26 protein-coding genes, 3 pseudogenes and 1 riboswitch are annotated in these 25,062 nt (G+C 35.3%); of the genes and pseudogenes, 24 read left to right on the top strand and 5 right to left on the bottom strand.

Annotation, left to right across the window (positions count from 1 at the left end):
- Nucleotides 1–47: 47 nt before the first annotated feature.
- From BLV40_RS12590 to BLV40_RS12570, 5 genes are all read left to right on the top strand, one after another.
- On the top strand, nt 48–845 hold the full coding sequence (locus tag BLV40_RS12590) for a DUF4430 domain-containing protein (protein ID WP_090690531.1): 798 nt from the start codon (nt 48–50) through the stop codon (nt 843–845).
- A 23-nt stretch (nt 846–868) separates the two neighbouring features.
- Nucleotides 869–1,747, top strand: a complete 879-nt coding sequence (locus BLV40_RS12585; RefSeq protein ID WP_090690530.1) for an energy-coupling factor transporter transmembrane component T — start codon at nt 869–871, stop codon at nt 1,745–1,747.
- Complete coding sequence (locus BLV40_RS12580; protein WP_170833654.1) at nt 1,720–3,387, top strand: ABC transporter ATP-binding protein; 1,668 nt, start codon at nt 1,720–1,722, stop codon at nt 3,385–3,387. Before BLV40_RS12585 ends, BLV40_RS12580 begins: the two co-directional genes overlap by 28 nt.
- Complete coding sequence (locus BLV40_RS12575) at nt 3,360–4,082, top strand: ECF transporter S component (RefSeq protein ID WP_026592338.1); 723 nt, start codon at nt 3,360–3,362, stop codon at nt 4,080–4,082. The genes BLV40_RS12580 and BLV40_RS12575 overlap by 28 nt, the downstream gene beginning before the upstream one ends.
- Before the next feature lie 220 nt (nt 4,083–4,302).
- Nucleotides 4,303–5,025 (top strand): YwiC-like family protein, encoded by a 723-nt coding sequence (locus BLV40_RS12570; protein WP_090690525.1) that lies wholly within the window; start codon nt 4,303–4,305, stop codon nt 5,023–5,025.
- A 34-nt stretch (nt 5,026–5,059) separates the two neighbouring features.
- Here the strand turns inward: BLV40_RS12570 and BLV40_RS12565 are convergent, their stop codons facing one another.
- Complete coding sequence (locus tag BLV40_RS12565; protein WP_090690522.1) at nt 5,060–5,251, bottom strand: hypothetical protein; 192 nt, start codon at nt 5,249–5,251, stop codon at nt 5,060–5,062.
- A 132-nt stretch (nt 5,252–5,383) separates the two neighbouring features.
- Nucleotides 5,384–5,483: riboswitch (SAM riboswitch) on the top strand.
- 151 nt (nt 5,484–5,634) lie between these two features.
- Here BLV40_RS12565 and BLV40_RS12560 point away from each other — a divergent pair.
- The 3 genes and pseudogenes from BLV40_RS12560 to BLV40_RS28900 all read left to right on the top strand — a co-directional run bounded on the left by BLV40_RS12560 (nt 5,635) and on the right by BLV40_RS28900 (nt 7,059).
- Nucleotides 5,635–5,847, top strand: a complete 213-nt coding sequence (locus BLV40_RS12560) for a hypothetical protein (RefSeq protein ID WP_231503946.1) — start codon at nt 5,635–5,637, stop codon at nt 5,845–5,847.
- A 281-nt stretch (nt 5,848–6,128) separates the two neighbouring features.
- Nucleotides 6,129–6,706: pseudogene (locus tag BLV40_RS12555) on the top strand (NAD(P)H-dependent oxidoreductase).
- Nucleotides 6,706–7,059 carry a group-specific protein gene (locus tag BLV40_RS28900; RefSeq protein ID WP_090690744.1) on the top strand — a complete coding sequence of 118 codons (354 nt, stop codon included), beginning with the start codon at nt 6,706–6,708 and terminating at the stop codon, nt 7,057–7,059. The pseudogene BLV40_RS12555 and the gene BLV40_RS28900 overlap by 1 nt, the downstream one beginning before the upstream one ends.
- A 39-nt stretch (nt 7,060–7,098) precedes the next feature.
- On the opposite strand, the gene BLV40_RS12545 is transcribed toward BLV40_RS28900, so the two are convergent.
- The 3 genes from BLV40_RS12545 to BLV40_RS12535 form a co-directional block, all read right to left on the bottom strand.
- Nucleotides 7,099–8,352 carry a serine hydrolase domain-containing protein gene (locus BLV40_RS12545; RefSeq protein WP_090690520.1) on the bottom strand — a complete coding sequence of 418 codons (1,254 nt, stop codon included), beginning with the start codon at nt 8,350–8,352 and terminating at the stop codon, nt 7,099–7,101.
- 100 nt (nt 8,353–8,452) lie between these two features.
- On the bottom strand, nt 8,453–9,652 hold the full coding sequence (locus BLV40_RS12540) for an MFS transporter (RefSeq protein WP_090690517.1): 1,200 nt from the start codon (nt 9,650–9,652) through the stop codon (nt 8,453–8,455).
- Nucleotides 9,653–9,666: 14 nt separating this feature from the next.
- Nucleotides 9,667–10,086 (bottom strand): MarR family winged helix-turn-helix transcriptional regulator, encoded by a 420-nt coding sequence (locus BLV40_RS12535; RefSeq protein WP_090690514.1) that lies wholly within the window; start codon nt 10,084–10,086, stop codon nt 9,667–9,669.
- Nucleotides 10,087–10,275: 189 nt separating this feature from the next.
- Here BLV40_RS12535 and BLV40_RS12530 point away from each other — a divergent pair, with 189 nt between their 5' ends.
- The 3 genes from BLV40_RS12530 (at nt 10,276) to BLV40_RS12520 (ending at nt 12,679) form a co-directional block, all read left to right on the top strand.
- Nucleotides 10,276–11,178 carry an intracellular short-chain-length polyhydroxyalkanoate depolymerase gene (locus tag BLV40_RS12530; RefSeq protein ID WP_090690511.1) on the top strand — a complete coding sequence of 301 codons (903 nt, stop codon included), beginning with the start codon at nt 10,276–10,278 and terminating at the stop codon, nt 11,176–11,178.
- A 120-nt stretch (nt 11,179–11,298) separates the two neighbouring features.
- Nucleotides 11,299–12,495: an MFS transporter gene (locus BLV40_RS12525; RefSeq protein WP_090690508.1), complete on the top strand. Its 1,197-nt coding sequence runs from the start codon at nt 11,299–11,301 to the stop codon at nt 12,493–12,495.
- The gene (locus BLV40_RS12520; RefSeq protein ID WP_090690506.1) at nt 12,479–12,679 is read left to right on the top strand and encodes an NETI motif-containing protein; all 201 of its coding nucleotides are present in this window, start codon (nt 12,479–12,481) and stop codon (nt 12,677–12,679) included. The genes BLV40_RS12525 and BLV40_RS12520 overlap by 17 nt, the downstream gene beginning before the upstream one ends.
- A gap of 130 nt (nt 12,680–12,809) precedes the next feature.
- Here BLV40_RS12520 and BLV40_RS12515 read toward each other — a convergent pair whose 3' ends face one another.
- Complete coding sequence (locus BLV40_RS12515) at nt 12,810–13,322, bottom strand: GNAT family N-acetyltransferase (protein WP_348519728.1); 513 nt, start codon at nt 13,320–13,322, stop codon at nt 12,810–12,812.
- Between the two features lie 140 nt (nt 13,323–13,462).
- Between BLV40_RS12515 and BLV40_RS12510 the strand changes: the two genes are divergently transcribed.
- The 13 genes and pseudogenes from BLV40_RS12510 to BLV40_RS12445 all read left to right on the top strand — a co-directional run bounded on the left by BLV40_RS12510 (nt 13,463) and on the right by BLV40_RS12445 (nt 25,049).
- Entirely contained in the window at nt 13,463–13,636 is a 174-nt protein-coding gene (locus BLV40_RS12510; RefSeq protein ID WP_231503941.1) for a hypothetical protein, read from the top strand.
- A pseudogene (gene imm47 / locus BLV40_RS12505) lies at nt 13,630–13,785 on the top strand (Imm47 family immunity protein); the annotation flags it as partial. The gene BLV40_RS12510 and the pseudogene imm47, both read left to right, overlap by 7 nt.
- 72 nt (nt 13,786–13,857) lie before the next feature.
- Nucleotides 13,858–14,202: an SMI1/KNR4 family protein gene (locus tag BLV40_RS12500; RefSeq protein ID WP_090690503.1), complete on the top strand. Its 345-nt coding sequence runs from the start codon at nt 13,858–13,860 to the stop codon at nt 14,200–14,202.
- 111 nt (nt 14,203–14,313) lie between these two features.
- A complete protein-coding gene (locus BLV40_RS12495) occupies nt 14,314–14,781 on the top strand; it encodes a DUF6985 domain-containing protein (RefSeq protein ID WP_090690500.1) in 468 nt (155 codons plus the stop codon).
- A 512-nt stretch (nt 14,782–15,293) separates the two neighbouring features.
- On the top strand, nt 15,294–16,427 hold the full coding sequence (locus BLV40_RS12490; RefSeq protein WP_090690497.1) for an RNA-guided endonuclease InsQ/TnpB family protein: 1,134 nt from the start codon (nt 15,294–15,296) through the stop codon (nt 16,425–16,427).
- Between the two features lie 304 nt (nt 16,428–16,731).
- Nucleotides 16,732–17,364 carry a hypothetical protein gene (locus BLV40_RS12480; protein ID WP_244525398.1) on the top strand — a complete coding sequence of 211 codons (633 nt, stop codon included), beginning with the start codon at nt 16,732–16,734 and terminating at the stop codon, nt 17,362–17,364.
- Nucleotides 17,365–17,614: 250 nt separating this feature from the next.
- A complete protein-coding gene (locus BLV40_RS12475; protein ID WP_090690738.1) occupies nt 17,615–17,941 on the top strand; it encodes a hypothetical protein in 327 nt (108 codons plus the stop codon).
- A 321-nt stretch (nt 17,942–18,262) separates the two neighbouring features.
- On the top strand, nt 18,263–18,742 hold the full coding sequence (locus BLV40_RS12470) for an Imm30 family immunity protein (protein ID WP_090690492.1): 480 nt from the start codon (nt 18,263–18,265) through the stop codon (nt 18,740–18,742).
- A gap of 247 nt (nt 18,743–18,989) precedes the next feature.
- The gene (locus BLV40_RS12465; protein ID WP_090690489.1) at nt 18,990–19,493 is read left to right on the top strand and encodes an SMI1/KNR4 family protein; all 504 of its coding nucleotides are present in this window, start codon (nt 18,990–18,992) and stop codon (nt 19,491–19,493) included.
- A 19-nt stretch (nt 19,494–19,512) separates the two neighbouring features.
- Nucleotides 19,513–20,009, top strand: a pseudogene (locus BLV40_RS12460) (SMI1/KNR4 family protein).
- A gap of 95 nt (nt 20,010–20,104) precedes the next feature.
- Nucleotides 20,105–20,752, top strand: coding sequence for a hypothetical protein (locus tag BLV40_RS12455; RefSeq protein WP_090690487.1), 648 nt, complete (start codon nt 20,105–20,107; stop codon nt 20,750–20,752).
- A gap of 45 nt (nt 20,753–20,797) precedes the next feature.
- Nucleotides 20,798–21,226 carry an SMI1/KNR4 family protein gene (locus BLV40_RS12450; RefSeq protein WP_090690483.1) on the top strand — a complete coding sequence of 143 codons (429 nt, stop codon included), beginning with the start codon at nt 20,798–20,800 and terminating at the stop codon, nt 21,224–21,226.
- Nucleotides 21,227–21,620: 394 nt separating this feature from the next.
- A complete protein-coding gene (locus tag BLV40_RS12445; RefSeq protein WP_090690480.1) occupies nt 21,621–25,049 on the top strand; it encodes a DUF4132 domain-containing protein in 3,429 nt (1,142 codons plus the stop codon).
- Nucleotides 25,050–25,062 lie beyond the last annotated feature (13 nt).

The following is a 25,062-nucleotide window of genomic DNA, read 5'->3' as shown; positions in this document are numbered from 1 at the left end:
AGGAGCAATGATTTGCTCCTAATTTTATTAGGAAAGGTGAGAAAAACATGAGTATGATGAAATGGTTACTCTCAGTTGTCCTTTCATTTGGGTTGCTTGTTGGATGTAGTCAAAATGAGTCAAAATCTGAACAAAAAGCAATTTCAAAAACAGAACAAAAAGAGGAACTGAAACAAGAAGAGAAAAAGGAAGAAAGTAAACCGGAAAAGCAGCAAGAATCAGTAGAGAAAAAGCAACAAGAAGAGCAGCAAAAGGGGAATCAGGAACAAGAGCAACAAAAACAACCTGAAATTAAGAAAGAAGAGAAACAAGAGAAAAAAGAGCAAGAACCAGTTGCGCAACAAGAACAACCAAAAGCGCAGCAAGCAAACACTGAGCCTAAGAAAGTGCCAGAAGCAAAATCAGAAGTAAAAGAAGAGGCAAAAGTAGTTAATCAGCCGAAAGAAACACCAAAGCAGGAACAGTCGAAAGACCCAGAACCTAAAGTAGTACCAAAGCCAGAACCGCAACCGCAACCGCAACCCGAACAAAAGCCAGAACCACAAGCGCAGCAAGTTACCATTTCTGTACGTGGAAATGAAGGTTATTTATTAGGAGCAAAAAAAGTTGACGTACAAGAGGGAGATACGGTTTATAAAGTATTGCAGCGTACAGGATTAGATGTAGATGCAACGGGATCCAGAGATAGTATTTATGTAAAGGGAATTAATGATTTATACGAAAAAGACATAACGAGCACAAGCGGATGGAAGTACCGTGTAAATGGTGCTTTTCCAAATCGAAGTGCAGGTGCATATACAGTCAAGCCAGGAGATAAAATCGAATGGGTATATGTGCTAAAATAGGAAAGGATTCTTGGTAAAGGACTATGAAAATTATCTTTTCTTCTTTACATCCTTTTGTGAATTTTATCTACTATATTGGGGTGATGATACTATGTATGGTGTGTCTTCACCCTCTTTTTTTAATGGGTGCGATTATTATGATCGTACTGTTAAACATCATGCAAGGAAATGGCGAGAAACTAAGAAAAATGATACCAAGCACGCTTATTTTCTTCGTAATGATTATTGTGTTGAACCCTTTGTTAACACATAGAGGAGCGACTACATTATTTCGTTTAGGGGATAATCGAATTACATTAGAGGCATGTATGTATGGATTCATAATGGGATTATTGTTACTTGCTATTATGTTCACATTTACTTCTTATAATGATGTGATTTCAAGTCATAAATTTTTGTACTTGTTTTCACGGATTTCACCGAAAGTTGCGTTACTAACAATGATCACAGTGCGCTTCGTTCCTTTATTTATCCGGCGTTTAAGGCAAATTACACTTGTTCAAAAGACAAAAGGAGTGCAATTAGATTCAGGCCCATTCATAGGGAGAATCAAAAATGGAATGAAGCTCTTGCAGGTGTTGCTTGTTTGTTCTTTAGAAGATGCATTACAAACGGCGGATTCCATGCAAGCACGTGGATTTGGAGTAACAAAGCGTAGTACATATATTCAATATCGCATGGGAAGGCAAGATTGGTACATACTTGCGTGCTTAGCAATTTTATTACTAAGCTGTTTTCTGTTCAGTTTTTACGGTGCTGGCAAACTATTAATCTATCCAAGAGTGGAATCGCTTGTATTTCAGCAATATGATGGAATCTTATTCGTTTTATTTTTACTATTTATTAGTTTACCAATCATAATGGAAGGGAGGGAATGGTTATGGTGGCGCATGCGGAAATAAAAGACTTAGCTTTTACGTATGCAGATGAAAAGGTACAAGCATTAACGGGCGTTTCCTTGAGGGTTTCTCAAGGGGAATTTATTGTGTTGGCTGGCCGTTCAGGCTGTGGTAAGACGACACTTTTGAAACATTTCAAGAAAGAGTTACTTCCAGTTGGAAAACGCATAGGTAATATGTATTATAATGGAACTTCTTTACTTGAGATGCCAGATTTATTATCAGCGCAAGAAGTAGGAATGGTATTTCAAAATCCAGAAAATCAACTTGTTATGGATACGGTTATTCAAGAATTGGCATTTTCTCTTGAGAATGTTGGCCTAGAGACCAATATAATCCAAAAGAGAATTGCTGAATTAATTAGTTTTTTAGGTTTTCAAGATTTATTACACCAGTCTGTTCATACATTATCGGGGGGACAAAAACAACTGGTTAATTTAGCGGCAGTTCTTGTTTTACAGCCTAAATTATTATTACTTGATGAACCGACAGCACAGCTTGATCCAATTGCAGCAAAAGATTTTTTAGGGTTATTAAAACGAATTAACGAAGAGCTCGGAATTACCATTATCATGAGTGAACATCGTTTAGACGAAGTCATTCCACTAGCAACTCGAGTTGTGTTTATGAATGCTGGGGAAATAATGTATGATGGGACGCCGCAACATGTTATATCAAAAATGTGGGCATTAGAAGAGTTTCGCCCGTTTATCCCTCAAATTCCAAGGTTGTTTTTAGAATGGAATGTAGAGAAAATCCCATTTACGGTAAGGGAGGCACAAACACAAATACAAATACATTCTGAGTTACCTATGGAATATGAAATACCGGTTATATCACAGGCAGAAACAAAAGAAGTGGTTTTACAAGCAAATCATATATCATTTCAATATGAAAAAAATAGCCCTTTTATTTTACAGGATTTAATGCTATCGATTGAACGTGGGAAGTGGACTGCGCTTGTTGGGAAAAATGGTACTGGAAAATCAACACTTTTAACTATATTAGCAGGATTAAACAAAGCTAGAAGAGGAAAAGTACGGTGGAACGGAACGGAGATTCATAAAATTGATTCAAAGGAACGGTTTAAAAGAATCGGATTTGTATCGCAACATCCGTATTATCATTTTACATTTGAGACGGTGTGGGATGAAGTTTTTGAAAGAGCAAATGAATTATATGATGATAAAGGGAAAGAAATTGCAGAAGATATGTTAAAACGATTTTGGCTGCAGTCCATTCACGATCGTCATCCGCATGATTGTAGCGGGGGAGAACAACAGTTAATCGCATTATGTACAGCCTTGTTATCAAAACCAAGCTTATTATTACTAGACGAACCGACAAAAGGGCTGGATCCAGAGAAAAAGGAAAGATTAGGCGGATTGTTTCAGGAGTTACAAAAGAAAGGAACAACGATTGTGATGGCAACACATGACATTGAATTTGCAGCTAAATATGTTGATCATTGTATGATGCTATTTGACGGGAAAGTAATTATGGATGATACGCCAAAGAAATTCTTTAGTGATAATTTCTTTTATACAACATCTATTAATCGTTTTATTCGCAAGCAGTTGCCTTATGCATTAACGTGGGAGGATGTGTATAAAGCGTGTCCAAACGATATTTTGCTCTCATAATGCTTATTTTCATTATTGTCATAAGTACTCTTCTGTTTACTTCTTTTGTAACAGATGAATATTTTATGTGGTGTAGTTTATTCTTATTAGCTGTTATTATGTTACCTTTTTATATACGATTTGAGAGGAAAGCATTTGTTTCACGTGAAATCGTCATTGTCGCTGTTTTAGCAGCCATAGCAGCAGTGAGTCGTGTACCATTTTCCATTATGCCGAGTGTACAACCAACTTCTTTTGTTATTATTGTATCTGCAATTGTTTTTGGAAGTGAGACAGGCTTTATGATTGGGGCAACGGCAGCATTGGTATCTAATATATTTTTAGGGCAAGGACCTTGGACACCTTGGCAAATGTTTTCTTGGGGAATGATAGGCTTTATAGCGGGTCTACTTCGAAACACATTTATAATGAGAACGTTATGGGGGAGAGTCATCTATGGATTCATAGCCGGCTTTGTTTTTGGCTGGATTATGAATTTGTGGGGGATACTCGGTTTTTTAGAAGGATTAACATGGAAAGCCTTTATAGCATATTATGCTGCGAGCTTTTACTTTGATTTAGCGCATGCACTCTCAAATGTGATTTTTCTTGTCTTGTTTAGCTCATCGTGGATTAGAATTATTACGAGATTTAAAAAGAAATATGGAATTTTAGATAATGATAAAGGGCTATTCTCTCAGGAAAACAAGGCATAAGCATATGTTACAAAGCATAAGAATGTAAAGTAGGGTCGCGACTTACATATTCGTTTGCCTCTTTCATGCTTCTTACCATTGGTAGGAAGCATTTTTTTATACATGTTGATCATTATTTTGAAATGTGTCAAAAAATTGTTTTAATGTAGTCCGATTTTTAGATGAGACTTTTTATATAATAGAAAATGAGAAATATTTTCAAAGAGGAGATGCCATATTCATGAAGCTAGTTGTTCCAAAGCAGCACGGTGCCTGGGGGATGCTGCTGATTCCGTTTATACTTAGTGTAATACTTGGTAAACCTACTTTATATCATATTCCACTTTTTATCGCTTGGTTATTTATCTATTTAGCAACGTATCCATTTTTAATGTACATAAAGCAACCTCGAAAGAAAGAATTTATGCATGCGGCACTTATTTACTTTACAATCGCATGTGTTTTCGGGAGCGTATCTTTACTGTATGAATGGAAAATACTTCTGTTTGGTGTTACGATGATTCCGCTCTTTATCGTAAATATATACTTTGCTCGACAAAAAAATGAACGAGCCTTAGTAAATGATATTTGTGCAATACTTGTTTTCTGCATAGGCGGTTTACTTAGTTATTATTTTTCGATGAAAACAGTCGATGAAACGGCTTTTGCAATTGCTGGTATTTCTTTTCTATATTTTATAGGTAGTACATTTTATGTGAAAACAATGATTCGTGAAAAGAATAATCCTACTTATCGCTATGTTTCATGGGGCTATCATATTTTCTTAATCATTGCCTCTTTATTGGTAAATCCATGGCTTTCTCTTATATTTATACCGAGCCTAATTCGCGCAATCGTATTGTATGGTAAAAAGATATCTATCTTAAAAGTTGGAGTTTTAGAAATCGTGAATTCTGTATACTTTTTAATTACGACGGCAATACTGTTACAGTATGCCATTTGAGAAATTGCCCATCTAGTAAAGAGATGGGCAATTTTCATTCTTGTTCTAAAATATGAACCGTATGATCACATTTTTGTAATGCATGTTCCACAGCTTGTAAAGACTGTTCGATTCGCTCCCTATTATCGCTCTTTTCAACTGTTTGTAATGCATGTTCCAAACAATTTTTTGCTTCTTGCAACGAATGAAACGAATCTTGAACATATCCACGAGCATTTTTATCCATTATAAATCCCTCCTTTTGTACATACAATTTTAGTATGAGCGTTAGAAAAGAAAATATAACTTCAATGTGGTTACTTTATATGATTTGACAATGAAAATAGAAGTGGCTATTATAAGATATAAAGTGAATATTTTCTTATCCAGAGAGGTGGAGGGACTGGCCCGATGAAACCCAGCAACCGCGATGCAGGTGCTAATTCCAGCAGAACATGATTTGTTCTGGAAGATAAGACGAAGATATATACGTAACTTCTTCTTATCGGAGAGGTTTTTTTATTGCAAAAAAAACCGATTCCAAAAATAACAGCATGAGAAGAAAGGGGTTGCAATTGTACTGTGACACTTGAGAAATACGTAAAGCTGCGTAAAGCAGTATATGAATATATGATGGAGCAAGATAAACCAATATCACTATTAGATATTCAAGAGCATATCGTTTCGCATTATGAAGGAAAATTCACGAAAAAAATGCTACATCAATTTTATTTATCAAGGCTATTAGACGAGTTAAAATTGGATGGGAAAATTACTTTAGCTGATGATGAATATTCCTATACGAATAAAGGAGTATATTATAAGGCAAGAAAAGGGAGCTAGGCTCTCTTTTTTTATGTTATAATTTATCTGAATTTTTTGACTATGTAGAGTAAAAGACTGCAAAAGCAGCCTGATACAAGGGAATGGTGTTGAGTGTGTAGTGTCAAAAGTTGAATATGCCCTGAAAGAGGCATTTCATTCGGCTAAAAATAAAAAATAGACACCTTCGCCGAGTAGGTGTCAGTTGTTTTGTCATATAGGCTTGCTACTTGACAAGTAATAGAATATCACGCAAACATTTGGAAGTCAAAAGGGAATTTAAGGAAAGGTGTTGTTGAAGGGTGAACATCCTCATCGTATATGCACATCCGAATCCATCTAGTTTCAATGCATCCATTTTATAGAACATGTGCAAAAAGGACTGCAAGGGACGAACCATTCTGTTACATTACTTGATCTTTATAAGGAAGCATTTAACCCAGTTCTAACTTTTAATGAAGATAAGAGAAGGCGTGATTTAGTATATGAAGAAGAAACAGAGAAATACAGAAAATTGGTCAAAGAGGCAGATTCTTTTATTTTTATTTATCCAATATGGTGGTGGGGAATGCCAGCTATTTTAAAGGGTTTTATTGATCGTGTTTTTGTTGCTGGGTTTGCATATAGATATGAAGGTGTAATGCCGAAAGGATTACTTACAGGAAAAACGGCGTGGGTTATTAATACGTTAGATTCGCCTTTATGGTACGTGGCACTCTTATATCGATCGGCTGATTGGGTGATTATGAAAAAAGGTATTTTGCAATTTTGTGGTATACGCCAAATAAAACGTTCTGCCTTTCAATCTGTAAAAACAAGTAAAGCAGCAAAGCGTGAAAAGTGGCTTTTAGAAATACAAGAAAAGGCAAAAAATTTATGATGAAAAAAATAGAAAATATAATGAGATGCTGTAATCGGAATGATGAATTGTTTCGTACGTATGTAACATGTTTACTTCAATTGAAACATCATAATGAAAATTTTAAAAAGGTGTGCCAAGAATTAAGAGCAGATTATTTAGTAAGGGGAATTTGTGAACGGGAAGTTGATGGAATTATTAAGGAAAGTAAAGAATATAAGATGTATGAACTACCTAAAGTATTGAGATGGGATTTTCTACGGAAAAACCCTTCAATGATTGAAAGTGTTTGTACGACGTTATTCACATATAGAAGATTAAATCTTTCATGTGAAGAATGGATAAATGTAATAAGGTGTATAGAAAACAATTGATTTATATAAAATTTATTATGTGAAAAAGCTAGTATAAAACTAGCTTTTTTCTAAGTGTTTTGCGATATCTACATACATATTTGAATAAGTTGTATGAACATCATTGCTTGGCTCAGCATTGGATGAAAAATGTACAATGACCATATTCGCTTTTGGATCTATATAGAGGCATTGTCCATAACTTCCTAACACTTCAAATGCACCGTGTTCATTATGAGGAATCCACCATTGATTATGATAAGAAATGGATGTACCTTGTCCGATTGCAAATTCTCCTTCTTGCACGCTCTTTACATTTTCTGAAATAGAGGAAGGGAGAATTTGCACGCCATTGTAGCGACCGTTGTTTAAAATCAATTGCCCAAATCTGGCCAAATCTCTTGCAGTCGCATTTAAACCAGCACTTGCTTGTTCAACTCCTGTTTCATCTGTAACATAATACGCATTTTCTTCCATACCTATTTTGGACCAAATTCTCTCACTTACATTTTCAGTTAACGATTTTCCAGTTAAGGTCCGTATAATCCAGCCGAGTGTTTCAGATGAACCGTTATTATACGAAAACGCAGTTCCAGGTGGTGCCGTTTCTTCTGCTTCTTGTAGCATATCATAAATTTTTATTGGGCCATCATAGTTTTTACCACGAGGAAGAATATTGCTGGCTAAATATAATTGAGCATCTTGATTTTCTAAACCCGGCTGTATATATCCATGTGTAGGGTATTCAGCAGAAACCTGCATGTCCATTAATTGTTGAATTGTTGCTTTTCCGAATGGAGTGTTTCGTAATTCTTTGACATATGTTTCAGCAGTCTTATTTACATTGATGAGTCCTTCTTCGGTTAATGATTGTACAAGTGCACCAGTAAATACTTTTGCTAAAGAGGCCATTCCATGCTGCTCATTTTGTTTAAACCCGTTGAAATAATGCTCGTAAATAAGTTTTCCGTTATGTACAACAACAAAGGCGTCTGTTTTATTCTCATCTAATAGTTTCTTTAAAGGGATATTTCCTCCATTCACTTTTTTAACTGAGAAATCATCTAAGTTTTGTAATGCAGTAGGAAATGATGATATTTGCTCGGGATTATTTTTTACTTCGCTTGTTAACGCTAGTTCTTTCATATGTGTATATGACCAACGTAAGTAGGGATCTTGTAACCAATTTTCTTTTGTCACGTTCTCTTTAGAAGGGGCGACTTTGTTTTGTTTAAAAAAAGTAAATCCAAGCCCAGTTACGATAAACACTAGTGTAAGTATGAGTAACAAAAGGGGAGATTTTTTAAAATTCATATATATACCTCCTTGTTAATTCTACAATAAGTATACGCTCGTTTTCTTAGAAATACAAAATAAGGAAAGTAAACAGGGGAGTTTACTTTCCTTATTAACATTAAGCTGATAATTCTTCATCTGTACCTTGCTTTTTGAACTGTTGTTTTCTGCCATGTAGAAAGTAATAAATAAGTAATGTAAATGCAACGATAATGGCAGCGATGAAATACATATTATGATAGCTTGAGTGTGCTGCTACGATACCTAGTACAAAGGAACCGAGACCCATACCACTATCAAAGAATGAGAAATAAGTAGCTGTTGCTGAGCCGCGTCGATGGTTTGGAGCCGCGGAAATAGCAATGGTTTGGAAACTTGGGATTAACGTCCCATAGCCTAAACCAATTAATATACCTGCACCAAGGAACCAAAATGGCGTTTGTGCTTGGCTTAAGATGAACATTCCAATTGTAAAAATAATAATGGAAGGATAAACAAGTATATTTTCACCGAAACGATCAAATATCTTTCCTGTGAATGGACGAGAAAGAACAACAACAAGTGCATATACAATAAAGAAGTAACTAGCAACTTCTCCTAAACCAATTTCTTTTGCGTAAATAGGAATAAAAGATAATATGCCACTATAAGAAAAAGCAAGAACAAACCCTGTAAGGGCAATTGGAACAGAAGAAGGTTCAATTAAATCTTTCCATTTCATTCGCTCGCGTTTTTGTTTACTTACTGGCTTTTCATGTGGGATATTTACAAGTAAACCTAATAGAAATGCTAGTAATGAAAAGATAGAACAAACGATAAACAGAACTGTAAATGAAAAATGTGAAATAATCGTTAAACCTAAAAAAGGACCGATTACCATCGGCAAACTCATAAATACACCGAAATAGGCAAGTGCTTCACCGCGGCGATGAGCCGGTGCGACGTCTGTGACAATTGTACCTGTAGCTGTCGTTGCCATTCCAAACCCAATGCCGTGAAGGAAGCGAAGGGCAAGTAATAAAAATAAACTTTGTGCACCGAAATACATTACGGTAGCAGCTAAAAATAAGGAAAGAGAAATAAATAAGATTTTCTTTCTTCCTAAATCGTCAAGCCACTTTCCGGTAAACGGGCGGCATAGGACAGAAGAAATAAGAAATACTGTTGCGACTAAACCAATTTCTTCAGGTTTTCCTTTCAATCCCTCTATTACATAGACGGGTAAAGTAGTCATAAGCATGTAAAACGTTAAAAAGAGAAACAGACTACTAAAACAAGTTCCAAGGAAATCCTTCGTCCAAAGTCTCTCACTTTGCATCGTCATCCCTCCAATTAATCATCTAAATTTTTAATAATGGTTTGCAGTACTTGAAATGTTTGTTGTAAATCTACTTCATTAATATTTTGTAGCGCTTTTTCTTCGAAAGTATCAACTTCTTCTTGCCATATTGGAATCATTTTTAGTGCTGTTTCAGATAATGAAATGAGCTTTTCGCGACGATCTTTTCCCTCGGTTCGAATAATCCATCCCATTGTTTCCATACGTGTTAAAGTACGAGTCATCGTTGGCGATTCAACGTTTAAATATTGACATAACTCAGTTTGTGTACAAGGTCCGGTTTGATTAATTCGAAAAATGACAGCCCATTGTGCACTAAATAAACCTGTTGGTGATACACGTTCATTAAATTTCTTCGTAAACTTTCGAGAAGTTTGACTGACAATGTGAAAAAAATGCTGTTTTTCGTCCATTTGTTTAATCCTTTCAAATTAGTTGCCTAGCTAACTATATAATCTTTTACCAGAATTGTCTAGTGATAGGTATGTTGTTTTATGTAAGTATTTTGTATCGTTTTTGTGTTGAGAACATATATTCTACATGATATGCTAGAGGTAAGTTTAGAATTTTCTATCTATTAAAAATGAATGGGGGAGCGTGTGATGATTAAGCCTGCAACACTGGAGTTTGTTTCGTTATCAAATGGAGAAACGATTGCATATCAAGAAGTTGGGAGACAAAATAAAGAAAAACTTATCCTAATTCATGGGAATATGACATCCTCACAGCACTGGGATTTAGTCATTGGGAAATTACAAGATGAATATCACATTTACGCCATTGATTTAAGAGGATTTGGAAAATCAACCTACCATAAGCCAATAGATTCGTTGCAAGACTTTGCAGGTGATGTAAAGCTATTTATAGATGATCTACAATTGAAGAAGTTTTCACTGATGGGATGGTCAATGGGTGGTGGTGTTGCGATGGAGTTTGCAGCCTGTCATCCGGAGTGCGTAGAAAAATTGATTTTGGTTGAATCAGTTGGAATGAAAGGATATCCTATTTTCAAAAAAGATATAAACGGTCAACCCATCACATCCACTTTGTTAAAAACAAAAGAAGAAATTGCGCAAGATCCCGTTCAAATTGCTCCAGTATTAGATGCAATTAAAAATATGAACAAGATATATTATCGTACGGTTTGGGATTTACTGATTTATACACACAATAAACCAGATCCAGAGCGTTATGAAAAGTATTTAGATGATATGTTAACGCAGCGTAATTTTGTAGATGTGAACTATGCTTTAATTACGTTTAATATTTCAGATGAACATAATGGAGTTGTACCAGGGAATGGACATATTCATCGCCTGCAAGTACCGACTCTTGTCCTACAAGGAGATCGGGATTACGTTGTCCCGCAAGTGGTCGGAGAAGAATTAGCAAAACATCTTCCGAATGCAAAACTAGTCATATTAGAGGATTGTGGGCATTCGCCGTTTATTGACTGTTTAGATGAATTTACTCAGCACGTTACAAATTGGCTGGAAAATAAATAAGCAGAACATATAAAAAGAAGTTAGATAAGATTCGTCTAACTTCTTTTTATATGTTTACACATTATTGTTCAAAAAGTTTATAATGAAGGCTGGTGAACATGTAAAGGGAGAGAGAAGAGGATGTCAATACGATTTACATTTTGGATTATGGTTGGAATTGTTGCAATTTCTGGATTATCACAAGGAATGCTTCTACCGGCGATCGCAATGATTTTTGAGCAAGAAGGGATTCGTTCTAGTATTAATGGTATTCATGCAACTGCGTTATATATTGGGATTTTATTTATTTCACCGTGGCTTGAGAAACCGATGCAGCGTTTTGGAATGAAACCAATTATCGTAATCGGCGGATTTCTCGTTATTATTTCATTATTCTTTTTTACACAAACATTTTCATTTTGGGCATGGTTTATTCTGCGCTTTTTAGTTGGAGTAGGCGATCACATGTTACACGTCGGAACGCAAACATGGATTACGACGACATCTGATCCTAGTAAAATAGGAAGACAAGTCTCTATATATGGAGTCTTTTTTGGGATTGGTTTTGCAGTAGGCCCATACTTAGCTAGCACTGTCCAATATGGGCTTGCAACGCCATTTATCGTATCTACGATTCTTTGTTTAATTGGATGGCTATTATTACTTCCAACCAAAAATGCTTTTCCAGAGCAAGATGACACAGGAAAGAAAAATGAATCATCACTTTCTCGTTATAAACAAGTATTTGTTCTTGCGTGGATTGCACTAATGGGGCCTTTAGCATACGGCGTTTTGGAAGCGATGTTAAATAGTAATTTACCTGTGTATGCACTCCGAAAAGGGTGGTCTGTCGCTGATGTATCCTTCTTATTACCTGCATTCGCAATTGGGGGAATTGTTACGCAAATTCCGCTTGGTATATTAAGTGATAGATATGGAAGAGATCGCATTTTAACATGGACATTTAGCATAAGTGCAATTATTTTCTTACTTGCTGCAGTGTTTGACGGGTATTATTGGATTGTATTTGGGTGTATGCTGTTAGCTGGTATGGTGATTGGATCATGTTTCTCTTTAGGGCTTGGCTTTATGACGGATTTATTACCAAGACACTTACTGCCAGCAGGAAATATATTATCCGGAATTGCCTTTAGTATAGGAAGTATTATGGGACCTGTATTAGGAGGCATATTTATAGAGAAAATACAGTATACAAGCTTTTTTATAGCGGTTATGATAATAATGGTAATTATTGCACTTCTATATATCACATATATGAAAAGCCAATCCGCATCAAGAAAAATGGAAAGTAGGTTAGGGCATGACAAAACAACCTAAAAAGAAAAAATTTGAAGTACAGGATAACGAAACAATTACAGATTGCTTAGCGCGTATGGAAAAAGAAGGGTATGCACCTTCACGCCGCATGGAAGAGCCCATCTTTCATGAAGTGAAGAAAAATGGGAAAACAGTTGTAGAACCGTGCGGAAGAAGAATTGTTTTTGAGGGAAAGTTGAAATAAGGAGAGGGGTCCTTGTACTGAATCTCAAAAGTTAGATTTTAATCGGAGTGAGAAATCACTCCGATTTTTTCTTTTCGCTATGATATAGTTTCGATACGATATCAAGTATGACTCTTGAAAAATTATGAAATCATAGTTCGATCCAGTAACGCTGAACAATCTCGCCAGTATTCGGGGAATTTACTTCATCTTCAAAGATACCCCCAACTTTTTGAATGGTTTTGGCAGAGGCGATATTTGCTTTGTCACAAGTTATTAACACTTTGTCTAATCCTAATTTTTTCGCTTCAAATAAGGAAAGACGAAGCTGCTCAGTAGCGTAACCATTTCGGCGTTCGTCCGGGTGCACGCTATAACCTATATGTCCGCTCTCTATGAGTAATTGTGGCGTTAATCGATGACGGATATTGATGAAACCGACTAGTTTTCCATTATCAAAGCTCAAAAACTGAGTGGATGGAACTCGATTTAGTGGTAGGTTTTCTCCTTTTTCTTGTATTTTGACTTTATTAAGCCATTCGTCAAAGGAATCAAATTGTTGTAAGGAACAACTACCATATGGCTGTTCCCTTGTACTTAGGAATGCTTGCCGATAAGCCATGATTTGTTTGCTGTGCTGGTGAGTTGGTTTTACTAATTGCATTGTTATCATCTGTCTCCTATATCATATTTTACATTGCACTGTCTTAATCATTTCTCTTAATTCATTCCAGTTTATAACATTTAGAATAAATTGAATAGTGTAATTTCAATGCAAATAAGATGAACAGGATAAAAATTACTATGCGCAATTGTACTTTCAGTGTAGACGAGCGTTCTAAGATTAACAAAAAGATGACTGATTTAGGTATTACTTCAGAGCATTATGAAGCGCTACTAAAAATTGATTTTGGTAAGTATCTTAGAGGAGTAACAGATGCCACATCTGTTGCTATGATAAATCCACATGCCTTATGAATAGTACTCAAGGTGAGGTTATTTTGAATCTATGTACAAGACTTTTTTTCTTAGTAGCTACTCATGATGACTTATTAGAAACAAATAACTTAAATTTCCTTTCAGATGCTTCAGAGGATGGTGTTCATAATTTCGTGGTAAGTGCTGGTATCATATATTGATCCGCTAACAAAAAAAGAATGGAAGATTAGTAAAAAGTATTTTTAAGCACACTTAGTTGTGTGAAAAATAATGAAGAAGGTCGAGTATTCGGTTCACTATGTAGTCTCGATAAAAATGCTACATCCAATATTTATAAAACATATAGTAACTTGAAATCTAGTTTACCTGATCAAATAATTCCTTTTGCAGATGATCCTGCTGGAAATAAAATCTGCTTTGATTATAAGGATCATAAAGATAACCCAATTGTTGTCTTTTGGGATCATGAAGAATGTGAGGATAGGGAGACACTTATCGAAGAAGGATTATCAGCTCAAGAAGCAGATGAGGTTATGAGAGAGAGTATTTATTATATTGCTGATAGTTTTACGAATTTTTTAGATATGCTTTATAAAGAAGAATAAAATATTACTAAGATATTCGAATGATAAAATTGTATTACCTGATTTTATGGATATCTATTAAATTCTGTATTTGTTAGTGAAGGATTTGCCAATAAAAAAGGAGATTTTAAAATGATAATAAATGATGTGGTTTTTGGAGAGCTAGAATATAATTATGGGTGGTCTAAGGATACTACAATTGATTTTTTTGGAAATGAAGTCGAAATAGCATTGATGGTCGATGGTGATGAGGATGGTAAATTTGATGAAGAGCAATATACAGCATATACCTCACTGATGCAAAATTGGGAACACTTACAAAAAAGTTTTTTGCAACCAATATTAGACTATTACAAACAAACACGACATGAATTAGGTTATGATATTGAAGTAAATGAGAATTATCCATTAGTTGAAACAATTGATCAAATACTAGAAATGATAAGTTTAGATGGAATTGTTGTTTCATATGCGGATATTTTTGAAGGTCGATATATCGGAATTACATTTAATTGTACATGGGATACAGAAAATGGACTAGGGCTTCGTCTATTAAATGAAAAAGTAACGGAAGTGGGTTACCAAGATGTTGCAATTTGAATATGGAATTTGTTAATAGGGACTAATAGAGAAAGACTAATGAGTTATGAACACTGGGGAACAATCTACATATAGCTTAGAGATTCTTTTCAAATATAAACCTGAAGAAAAAGATGGTACCTATATAAATTGAGCAAGAATCTAAGAGATGTTTTTAAAGGTAACTGACAAACATGTTTAATAAATTTACAAGGTTTATTCCAACTTGAATGATGAGGAGGAACGAGCCTTTTTTTATGGCAAAAAACAAAGGAGGAAAAGGAAAATTTGACTGACGGCTGAAACTGATGGGGATTTGAAATAAAGTTTAACAGTACTCCAACAGAAGTCCCCTTCCTCAAGCGCGTGCAGGACATAGTCCAGTGGTAGGGAGGGGATGAATGTTGGTCGTGCATAGCACGAAGTTTTTGTTTCCTTTTTTTGTAACTTCATGTATGCTAGTATCAACACGAACGTATATTCGTTTTTTGTTTTAGGGATTTGAACCACTACAATGAAAAAAGAGGAAGGTGATGACAATGTTGCTGAGCCAAAAATATAAAATTTTCCCAACGAAAGCACAGAAAGAAATGTTAGAACGTTGGCTACAATATTGTCGTCAAACCTATAACTCTGCTCTTTTAGATAAACAGAGAAAATATAAAGAAAATAAGCAATTGTATACACGTTCTGACATGCAAAAGCAACAAGTAATCGATAAGAAGAGATATCCTTTTCTGAAAGAAGTGCCATCACAGCCCTTACAAGAAGTATTTTTACGACTCAAAAAGGCATATGATGGCTTTTTGAGTGGGGATACAAACTATCCCAAATTGAAAATGTATAAAGACTATAATAGTCTCACTTTCCCTCAATTTGGATTCAAATCGAATGGGAAACACCGCTTTGCGATGTCATTTGCAGATAACGGCAATTTATATAACAAACAATTAGGAGAAATAGAGATTCATCTGCATAGGCTGATAGAAGGAACGATCAAACAGTTGATTCTGAAACGCCAATCGAAGAGGTGGTACGCTATTTTTAGTGTCGAAAGACAAGTTGTACCTTCCTCTATTGTTATGGAAAATGCGATTGGTATAGATGTAGGACTTAATAAATACGCTGTTCTTTCCAATGGAGTGGTATTTGAAAATCCAAGGTTTCTGCTACAAAAAGAAAAACAGCTGAGGAAAGCACAGCGTAACCTTTCGAAGAAAAAGAAGGACTCTGCGAACTATAAGAAGCAAGTAGAACGAATCCAGATCCTTCATGAAAAGGTAGGGAATCAAAGAAAAGATTTTTTGCATAAATTAAGTTTTCACCTTACGCAAATGTATTCGGTCATTTGTATAGAGAATCTCGATATCCGAAGCATGGTTCGGAATCGAAACGTATCAAAGTCGATTTCTGATGCAGGCTGGGGGACTTTTCGCAGGATGCTTTTGTATAAGTGTGAGAAATTCGGAGGTCTTCTTGTGAAAGTAGCCCCAGCATACACATCACAAGATTGCTCGAGTTGCGGGAATCGTGTGAAGAAATCCCTATCGATTCGGACACATATTTGTACAAAGTGTGGAACGAGGTTAGACAGAGATTATAATGCAAGTCTAAACATTTTGCGGAAAGGATTAGAGCAATTACTTGTGAGAACGATCGAAGAATGAAACTGTAGGGCAAGGTTGTGTCCAAACAGTATAAACGACGCCTGTGGAGAGTATGTAAGACTGCTTGGATTCCCAAGCAGCAACGCTCTATGAAACAGGAAGCCCCTTCTTCAAACGACTCGTAAGAGTGTTAAGGAGGGGTCATTCACTCGCTTATAAGAAAGATTAACCGTTTATAAAAAAGTTGAACTGTTGAACCCACTGGATTTAGTATTTATACTACGCCCTCCGCTATGCTTCGGTTGTGACATAATAAGAGGGCGTTAATTATGAATAACAAAATTTAATCAGGTAGGTGTGAATAGTGGCAGATAAAGTGGATGATTTTTGCTTTTCTGAAGAATATGACTGTTGGGATGGATCTATAAACGTAAATTGTTCCGTTTCGTTTTTTGGACAAGAAAAAATTGAGGTAGGGGGGTATTTAGAAAGTAATCAACCTTTAACAAAAGAAGCTTATAATACGCTATGTTATTTAAAGGAACACTTTGATATTGTTTATGAAAATATACTAAAGGGTCTATTTGAATTGCAATTGAAAGGTTTCATGAGTTACGAAATATATAATAAAAATGACGATTCCTTTAGTCCCATTACTTTTAATAGTATGGAAGAAATCCATCCTTATTTGGGAACTCCTACATTTGAGATTTTACCTAACTATACGAAGGACAACTATGCTTACTTTGCAATTTCATTTCATGATGAAGGTTGCTTGCTATCTATTGAACATGGTCTTAAAGCTTTATTTTTTAAAAATGAGATGATTCATTTTGAGCCTTCTGATTCATATTTTGTGCTTGAGATGCTTATGGATTACGAGGAAGATTGTACAAAGTGGCAAAAAGATTTTTGGTTAGTGTGTCATGAACTAGCTAGGAACAACTTACTTGAAGATAAAAAATTGTTTAGAGATAAGTGGTTGAAGGGTAAATAATCCTTTTCTCTCTATTTCATTTCAGCATTCTAGGTTTCTCCTTTTCCAATAAATTTTATAAGTTCGTTTCCCGTTTGATCATGAACTTTAAATTCCTCAGCGAATAAATTATTCGGTGTAGCATTTAGTATTTCTAGGAATTTTCTATGCTCCGCTTAATGAGTTGTATGGATGGTACGGGGAAATAGTTTATCAGGAGAGACGATACTAGATGTTTTATTTTTTTAAGGAGGGTTTTAAGGTGCATTGTATGTCCTTAATAGTTAGACCAGATAAGAATATTGTTAAGTACATTACTTCTTTAAGAAAATTTAGTCATAAATCAATTAGTGAGCTAAAAAGAAATATAGAAGATGAAACGCCCGTTTTAAAGTTTAGTTATTATGATACAGAAGAATTGATTAAACTTAAAAATGTTGTTGTTAAATTGAACGCATTGGGTGCAGAAGTAAGAATTCTTGAGGAAGGAGATAGACAGATCTCACTTGAACTGTTGAGCAATTTAATTGAAACGTATAGAGAAATAGCGAGAGAAAGAGAAGAACTAGATGATAGGATATTAGAAGACACTGAATAGAAAATCTTTGATAAAAAATGAATAAAGATACTTAATAATTTTGTGAAATATATCCTTTGTAAAGGACATTAAAAAAGTTAGGCCATTTTAAAAAGATGATTTTTTGTATTGTGGCATTCCCCCTGTAGTAGACAGCTGAAAGAAAGTTACTGTACTGTTTATTGTGGAGGGGATTTTTTTTTGGGGGAAAAGAAGATCGTTTTCGATTGACTGTAAAATGAAGGCTATTGATTTCGTAGAACATTATAATTTGCCATTTTATGTGTCTTATGTTTTTCAATAATATCTGATTTCGTTAATTTTTTTAAAGGGGGAGTTTATATGGATAGTAGATCTGAGATCAAGAGATTATATAATTGTAGATTTTTAAAAAATCAATCAGAATGTGAAGAGTTTGACGATGCATTAGAAAGCTTAGCAGATTGTGATGATGAAAAGTTTATTAAAGATCTATGTATGATATTTGATGATGAGACACAAGAGGAAGAAGTTATGTTTGGCCTAGTTCACTTAATTGAAAGTTTTGAAATGGAAAAATATCTAACAGAGATGCCTAAAGCACTGCCCAAAATGATTGGGAATGCAAAAGAATGGGCCATGCTATTAAATAAAAGAATTTTAAATAATGACTTATATAGAATGGAGTATGCTAAAACCCTTGTAGGAATGAATAATGATATAAAATCAACGGCAATCGATTTGCTCGATGAAATTATTTCTGACAATCCTAAAAGATTTGAGAGCGTCGCTAATGAAATTCTTAGTAAATTAAAAGAGGCTGATAGAAATTCTTTCATATAGAATAAAAACTGATTTGATAAATTAGTGTCATTTCGGTTTTTTGTTGTCTTTTTTGACACGCGATATCCGTATCAAACGTGTTTGTACCACCACTGAAGAAATCAACTTTAAAATGGTATGAAACGACTCAATACCATCATTGCGAGCATTATAAGATGAAAGATAGCGCAGCAGGTGTAACTGGATGAAGTAGAAAGTGAGGGAGATAGAATGTATATAAGTAAATTAAAAAATATAATTAAACCCAATAATTAAACCCAATAATGATTTATTAGATACATACATTAAAGAAAAATGGGATGAGATTGAATTCATATTAGGAATCAAGCTACCAACAGATTATAAAAAAATTATAAATACATCTGGAGTTGGAAGTATAGGTGAATTTTTATTGGTTCTAAATCCATTTACCCAAAATATGAATTTAAATCTAATTGAAAAAGGTAAAGAAATTAGAGAAGCATATATTGTATCAAAGAATGCGTTTCCAGAAGATTTTGCGCATGATGTTTTTCCAACTGAGGGTGGATTATTGCCATGTGCAATAACAGATAATGGGGACGAAATTTACTGGTTAACATCTAATATAGGTGATGAATGGCATATAGTTGTATATGAATCAGGGTCAGCAAGCTATTATGAATATTATATGGGTTTAGCTGAGTTTCTATATAAAATTCTAACAAAGGAAGTAGAATGTTTCGCTTTCCCAGATGATTTTCCAGGAGATGAGTGTGAGTTCATAGTATAAATTATTTAGGCGGTATTAGATGGGGAATTTAGAATGGAAGTATGCGGATGATCCGATTACTGAAGAAATTGTTGGGAAAATAGGTCAAGCAATGGGGATTAAATTTCCGAAAGATTATATCGAGTGTGTAAAGGTGAATCATGGGGCTAATGTAGTACCGTATTGTTTTGATGTTGAAGGAATAGAAAGAGTCTTTGGTTCATTACTTTCGTTTGATGAGGGAAGTAGTGATTACATCGTAACAGATTATAATAACTCTCGTGCTACTTTACCTAATGGTGTAATTCCTTTTGGCATTGATCCAGCGGGGAATTTAATATGTTTTGATTATAAAAATCATAACGAAAATCTCATTGTTATCTTTTGGGAGCATGAAGGTGTGGTGTATGGGAAAAAGAAGAACTGATGGAAAGTGAAGGGATTACAGTAGAAGAAGCAGAGGAAGTAGCAAGAGGAAATGTATTTTATGTAGCAAGTACTTTCACTGAGTTTTTAAAAAAATTGTATGATTCATGATAGTTAAAATAAAAGATGACAGATACTTATGATCGTTTTCATTTGTCAAAAATAAATATGTAAGTGTTTCTACAATTGTTAAGGGATGTGTGTAAATGGAAGAGTTTTATCACTCTAAAAAGAAGAAAATACGAGGGTGGAAACGACATAAGAGAAAGATAGAAAGATGGAAGCAAAATGTAATCGACATAGATATGAATTACATTCGTGAGCATCAAAGAGATTATGCAAAGTTGTGGATTCATCCCTTTTATTCTTTAGTCCGTAGAAATCCTCCTAATTGGTATAACCGTTTATTATTAAATGAAATAATAGATGTATATCTAAACTGGTATGAAAAAATGACAATGGAAGATGAAAACTTTTACCTGAAAATTTGGTTATATGAACCAGATTTTATAAGTTCTCAAATTGTCGTTTCTTACAAAGATTGTATAAATACTTACAATGATACCTTTGACAAAAACCTTACTGTAAAGAAATTTCCATTTCGTAAGTATGAATCATTAAAGGATAAATTAGCTTTGTTTGATTGGGAAGCTCACATTGATACCGAAATGTATTGGGATGAGGAACTAAAAGAAGATATAGTAACAGGGTTTAGAACAAAAGACGAGGTAAATGAAATAATAAATAAGGCCTATAAAATCCAGAAGATTAAGCTCAGTGATGGAGATGACGTTCTTTATAAGGTTAATGTTGGGGAAGTTTGGTTGGGAACACTAAAAAAAGGGGTTTTATAAATCGTTGGAAAATCAAATGGGAAGAAGCTTTAGGAGGGAATGAAAGTGAATGTTTTGCCTGATAAATTAGACCAAGTTCTTGGAGAATACATTTATAAACGTGAAGATAAGAAAAATGTGAAAGAGGCCTTAAGTAGCTTAGGTGTAGAAGTATCTGATACATTCAGTGAATTTTATGATCGGTATACTGGCCCTTTTTGGGAAGAGCACGTTCCCTACGAGTTGTTAGATATTGTAGATGAGGAGAACAATATTCAATCAAATACAATGATTGCTCGAAATGAGCATGGATTTTCTAAAAAGTATCTAGTTTTAAGTGAGCTGTCAGCAAATGCTATACTAGTGCTTGATAGTGTAACTGATAAAGTTTATGCGGTTCATTTTGAAGGTGGGGATCAGCTGCTTTTAAGTGGAGAGTTAAAGGAAACTTGGTCAACATTTTATGTATTTTTAAAAGAATATTTTAACTGTTAGCTAGAGAATAAGTTAATGTCAAATAGAAGGGTTTTACTTATGGGCTAAACAAACACACAAGAGTTGTTACAGTGGCTCTATAAGTATTAAAACATTTAAACTTTACGAACAAATATAACGATGCATAAAGGAATATATAGTTATAAATTGCAAGTATAGAAATCTGATGATGTTATATATTATATATTTTACAGGAACATACGTTTGTATTTGGGTTAATATGTTATACTAGTAAATATATTCCGTATACTGTACAAAACGGTTTATCGCAATTAAGTGTTTTGGAATTAGAAATTTCAGATATATGAAAAAATAGTCGTTATCATTTTTATATTATGTAATTAACTATAAGTTGCAGTGGTGAGCTTAGAAAAGAACTAGGGAGGCAGAGAAGATGGCAGTCAGTACATATCAGTTGTTTCAGCACCTTAATATGACAGGGGCACAAGAGGATTTGGCAATACGTTACTTGCAGACGAGAGATGAAGAAGTTTTAAAAGATATAGAACGAACGACTATTCGCGAAAATAAACGAGATAGTTTTTCTTGGCAGTTCATGAATGATTTTGAGAAAACGTATAAGCAAGATCCAGTGTTTTTTCGGTTATTTTATCATTTGCTTGAGGATCAACTGTTAAATGTTCTTCTAGTACGTTTTACACGTGTAAGTTTTCCGGAGATGAAGGTTTATTTTGAAAAAAGTGGCCTTTCGCTTGATCTGCTTGTAGCATCTGCTTGTAAGTATTTAACAAATCTTTCGCGTTATGTAAATGGGGCGGATGTTTTTCTAAGACAATTAATAATGGAAAATCCGAAGTATATAGAAGACCAGTTGGAAGTTATAACAGGTCAGCAAAAATTACTTTTGCTTCTAGTTATGCTAGATGCAGATTATGAAAGATTTCTTACGTACAGTTTTTTATTGGAGGAAGAACTGCAAGAGCATGCGGAGTTTATATTGAAGCTGGACGGGGCACAAGAGAAGATAGAATTGGCGAAAAGATACGTTCAAGGTGAATCTGTTAGTGAAGTTTCTGTTGGTTCATCTTTACCTGATGTGACTTGGCAGCTATTATTTCGTGTTTATCAGCATTCGGATGTGGCAAGACGATATATGGACTTGTTAGCGAAACGTTCTGTTAAAAACTTTATGGATTATGCAACGAATCATGTGTGTCGTGTTCTTGATCAGTTTGGAAATCATGTAAGAACAAGGAGTTTTGATAAACAAGCGTATGAAACTATTCGAAACTTGTGCGAACAATTCGGTGTTTCAGAGGAAAGATTTTTCGCATATCGTCTTACACGGCGTCATTTAGGTGTCGTTAACTCCGACCAAGTATATGAATATCAATTGTTGCTTCGTATGGTGGAAGAGCAGCCGGAATTTGTTCAGCGTACGCTGCAATATTTAAGTCAAAGTCATTATCTTTTCGTGGCGATGCTTTTGGCGGAAAAAGGATACGAATTCAATCGAAACAGAGTACGTGAAGAATTTTTAACGATTGCCCTTGAGTCGGAATCATCTGACATACGTGATACATATCGTGACTATTTAGTTGGGAAATTGTCATTTGAAGATATGAAGCAAGTGTTCGAGAGTTCGAAGCATCAAAATAATTACTGGAGAATGTCTGTCTTAGCAATTGCACTCCTTTGGGATATAGAGGAAGCAGCAAAGAGGGAAGCAGCGCTCAAACTTCAATTTGGGAATGACTATAATTGTAATTTATATGAACTTCTGCACCGGTGTTCTCATACGGAAGGTTCGCTGGAACAAATGTTGGAAGATCTTCTTTCCTACGGTTTATCGAAGGAGAAACTTGTTTATTATTCAGTTAAACAAGCTGCCGGGCACAGTGAGAAGGAAAATAAGGCAAAAGAGGCACTCGTTCGTTTATTTGTAAAAGAACAGGCATATGTGACAGAGACCTTTACTGAGTATTCTGCGGATGAACGAATTTTCATTTTGGATGAGCTGGCAAAGTATGATGCGGTTAAAACGCGTGCTCTTCTTATTCAAAGTCTCGGAGATTCCTCTAAAAAAGTACGTGCTGCTGCAGTCGAGTTTCTTACAAAAGATGTGGAAGGTGCAGAGGATGTAGCGAAGGAATTAAATAGTAGAAAGAAAGTCGTGCGCGAAAATGTAATGCAGACACTTTTATACTATAAATCTGAAAAATATACACAGCTTGTGCAGGAAGCTTTGCAAGAAAAGAAAAATGATTCCTTGATGGAGAAGTTTGCTCCGCTGCTTGGCGATGAAGACCTGGAAGGAGCATCAGGAAGTATCGAAGCTTTTTGTACACGTATTTTAACACCGCAAAAAAGAAACGCACTCGTGCAGTGGCTCGGATTTGAACCACAAATTCGTATTCGTGATTCCGATGCAATTGCAGATGCAACGCTTCCGCTTGCTTATTTTCAGCAGTATGTATCGGATTCTGTAATTGAGAAAAAGGAAGCGGCGGAAGTGATAGGTGCGGCTTTGAATAAACAAGATTTGAAAGAAAATATACAAGCAATCTATCAGCTGTGGATTTCTCAAGGGGCGGAGGCGAAAAAGCGCGGTATTCTTTCAATGTACGGCATTCATAGTGATGATGAAATGGCGCTGCTGCTCAAAAAGCAGATTGATGAGTGGGCTGTTGGCATGCGCGGAGCTATCGCTGCAGCAGCTGTTCAGGCGTTGGCGTTATCTTCGTCACATCTTGCACTTATGACGATTAATACTATGGCATTCAAATATAAACATAAACAGGTGCGTAATGCTGCGAAAGAAGCGTTGAGTCTCGCTGCTAAAACACGTGGTATAACAGAAGAAGAACTAGAGGATCAGCTTGTTTCGGATCTTGGATTTAATAAACGCGGTGAAAAGACAATTGATTACGGAAGTAGGACGTTTACTGCCTATTTAACGCCCAACCTGAAAATCGAGTTAAAAACAGAAGAAGGAAAACGAATAAAGTCGCTTCCGAAACCAAATGCAAAAGATCATGCGGAAAAAGCAGAAGAGGCTAAGGTGGAGTTATCGTCTATAAAGAAACAGCTTCGAAGCATCATTAGTATGCAAACACAGCGTCTGGAAATGGCACTTTCTCTTAATCGTTATTGGTCGCAAAATACATGGAAGTCTCTGTTTGTGGAAAATCCAATTATGCAGCAATTTGCTATCTCACTTATTTGGGGCGAGTATAAGGAAGGAAAGTTGCTTGCGATGTTCCGTTATATGGAGGACGGCACATTCAATACGATTGACGAAGAAGAGCATGAACTTACGCCAGACACTGTTATCAGTCTGATCCATCCACTAGAATTGTCTGAAGAGGAACGGGAATTATGGAAGGAACAACTAGAAGATTATGAGGTTATCCAACCATTCCCGCAGATTGTTCGCGAAGTATTTCTGGCGGCGGAAGATGAGAAAGTAACTGTGGAAAGGTTTGGGGGCATTCAAATCAATGGCCGTTCGCTGTTTGGTAAGTTAACGAAGTACGGCTGGAATCGCGGATCGGTTGAAGACGCTGGTGTGTATTATTCTTTCTATAAAGAAGACGCTCGCACAGGATTAGGGGCGGAGCTTGCATTTGAAGGTGCACCTGTTGGATATGAAGAAGAGGACGAAGTATGTTTATTTGAAATTCAATTTTATAAAGCAGGCACAGTGAGCCGCGGTTCATACTCCTATGACGAAGTTGATGATGCGAGACGCATTGTGCCAAAGCAAGTACCTGAACGATTTTTCAGCGAAATTTTATATGATATAAAACGGACGACAGAATCGAATCTCGGCCGTGATGAAAACTGGCGCAGTAAGCGATAAGAAAGGAAATGAC

Origin of the sequence: Bacillus sp. 166amftsu (assembly GCF_900107445.1) — a bacterium.
In the GTDB taxonomy this organism is placed as follows: domain Bacteria; phylum Bacillota; class Bacilli; order Bacillales; family Bacillaceae_G; genus Bacillus_A; species Bacillus_A arachidis.
Note: the sequence above shows the minus strand (reverse complement) of the source record. Positions and strands in the feature narration are given on the sequence as shown.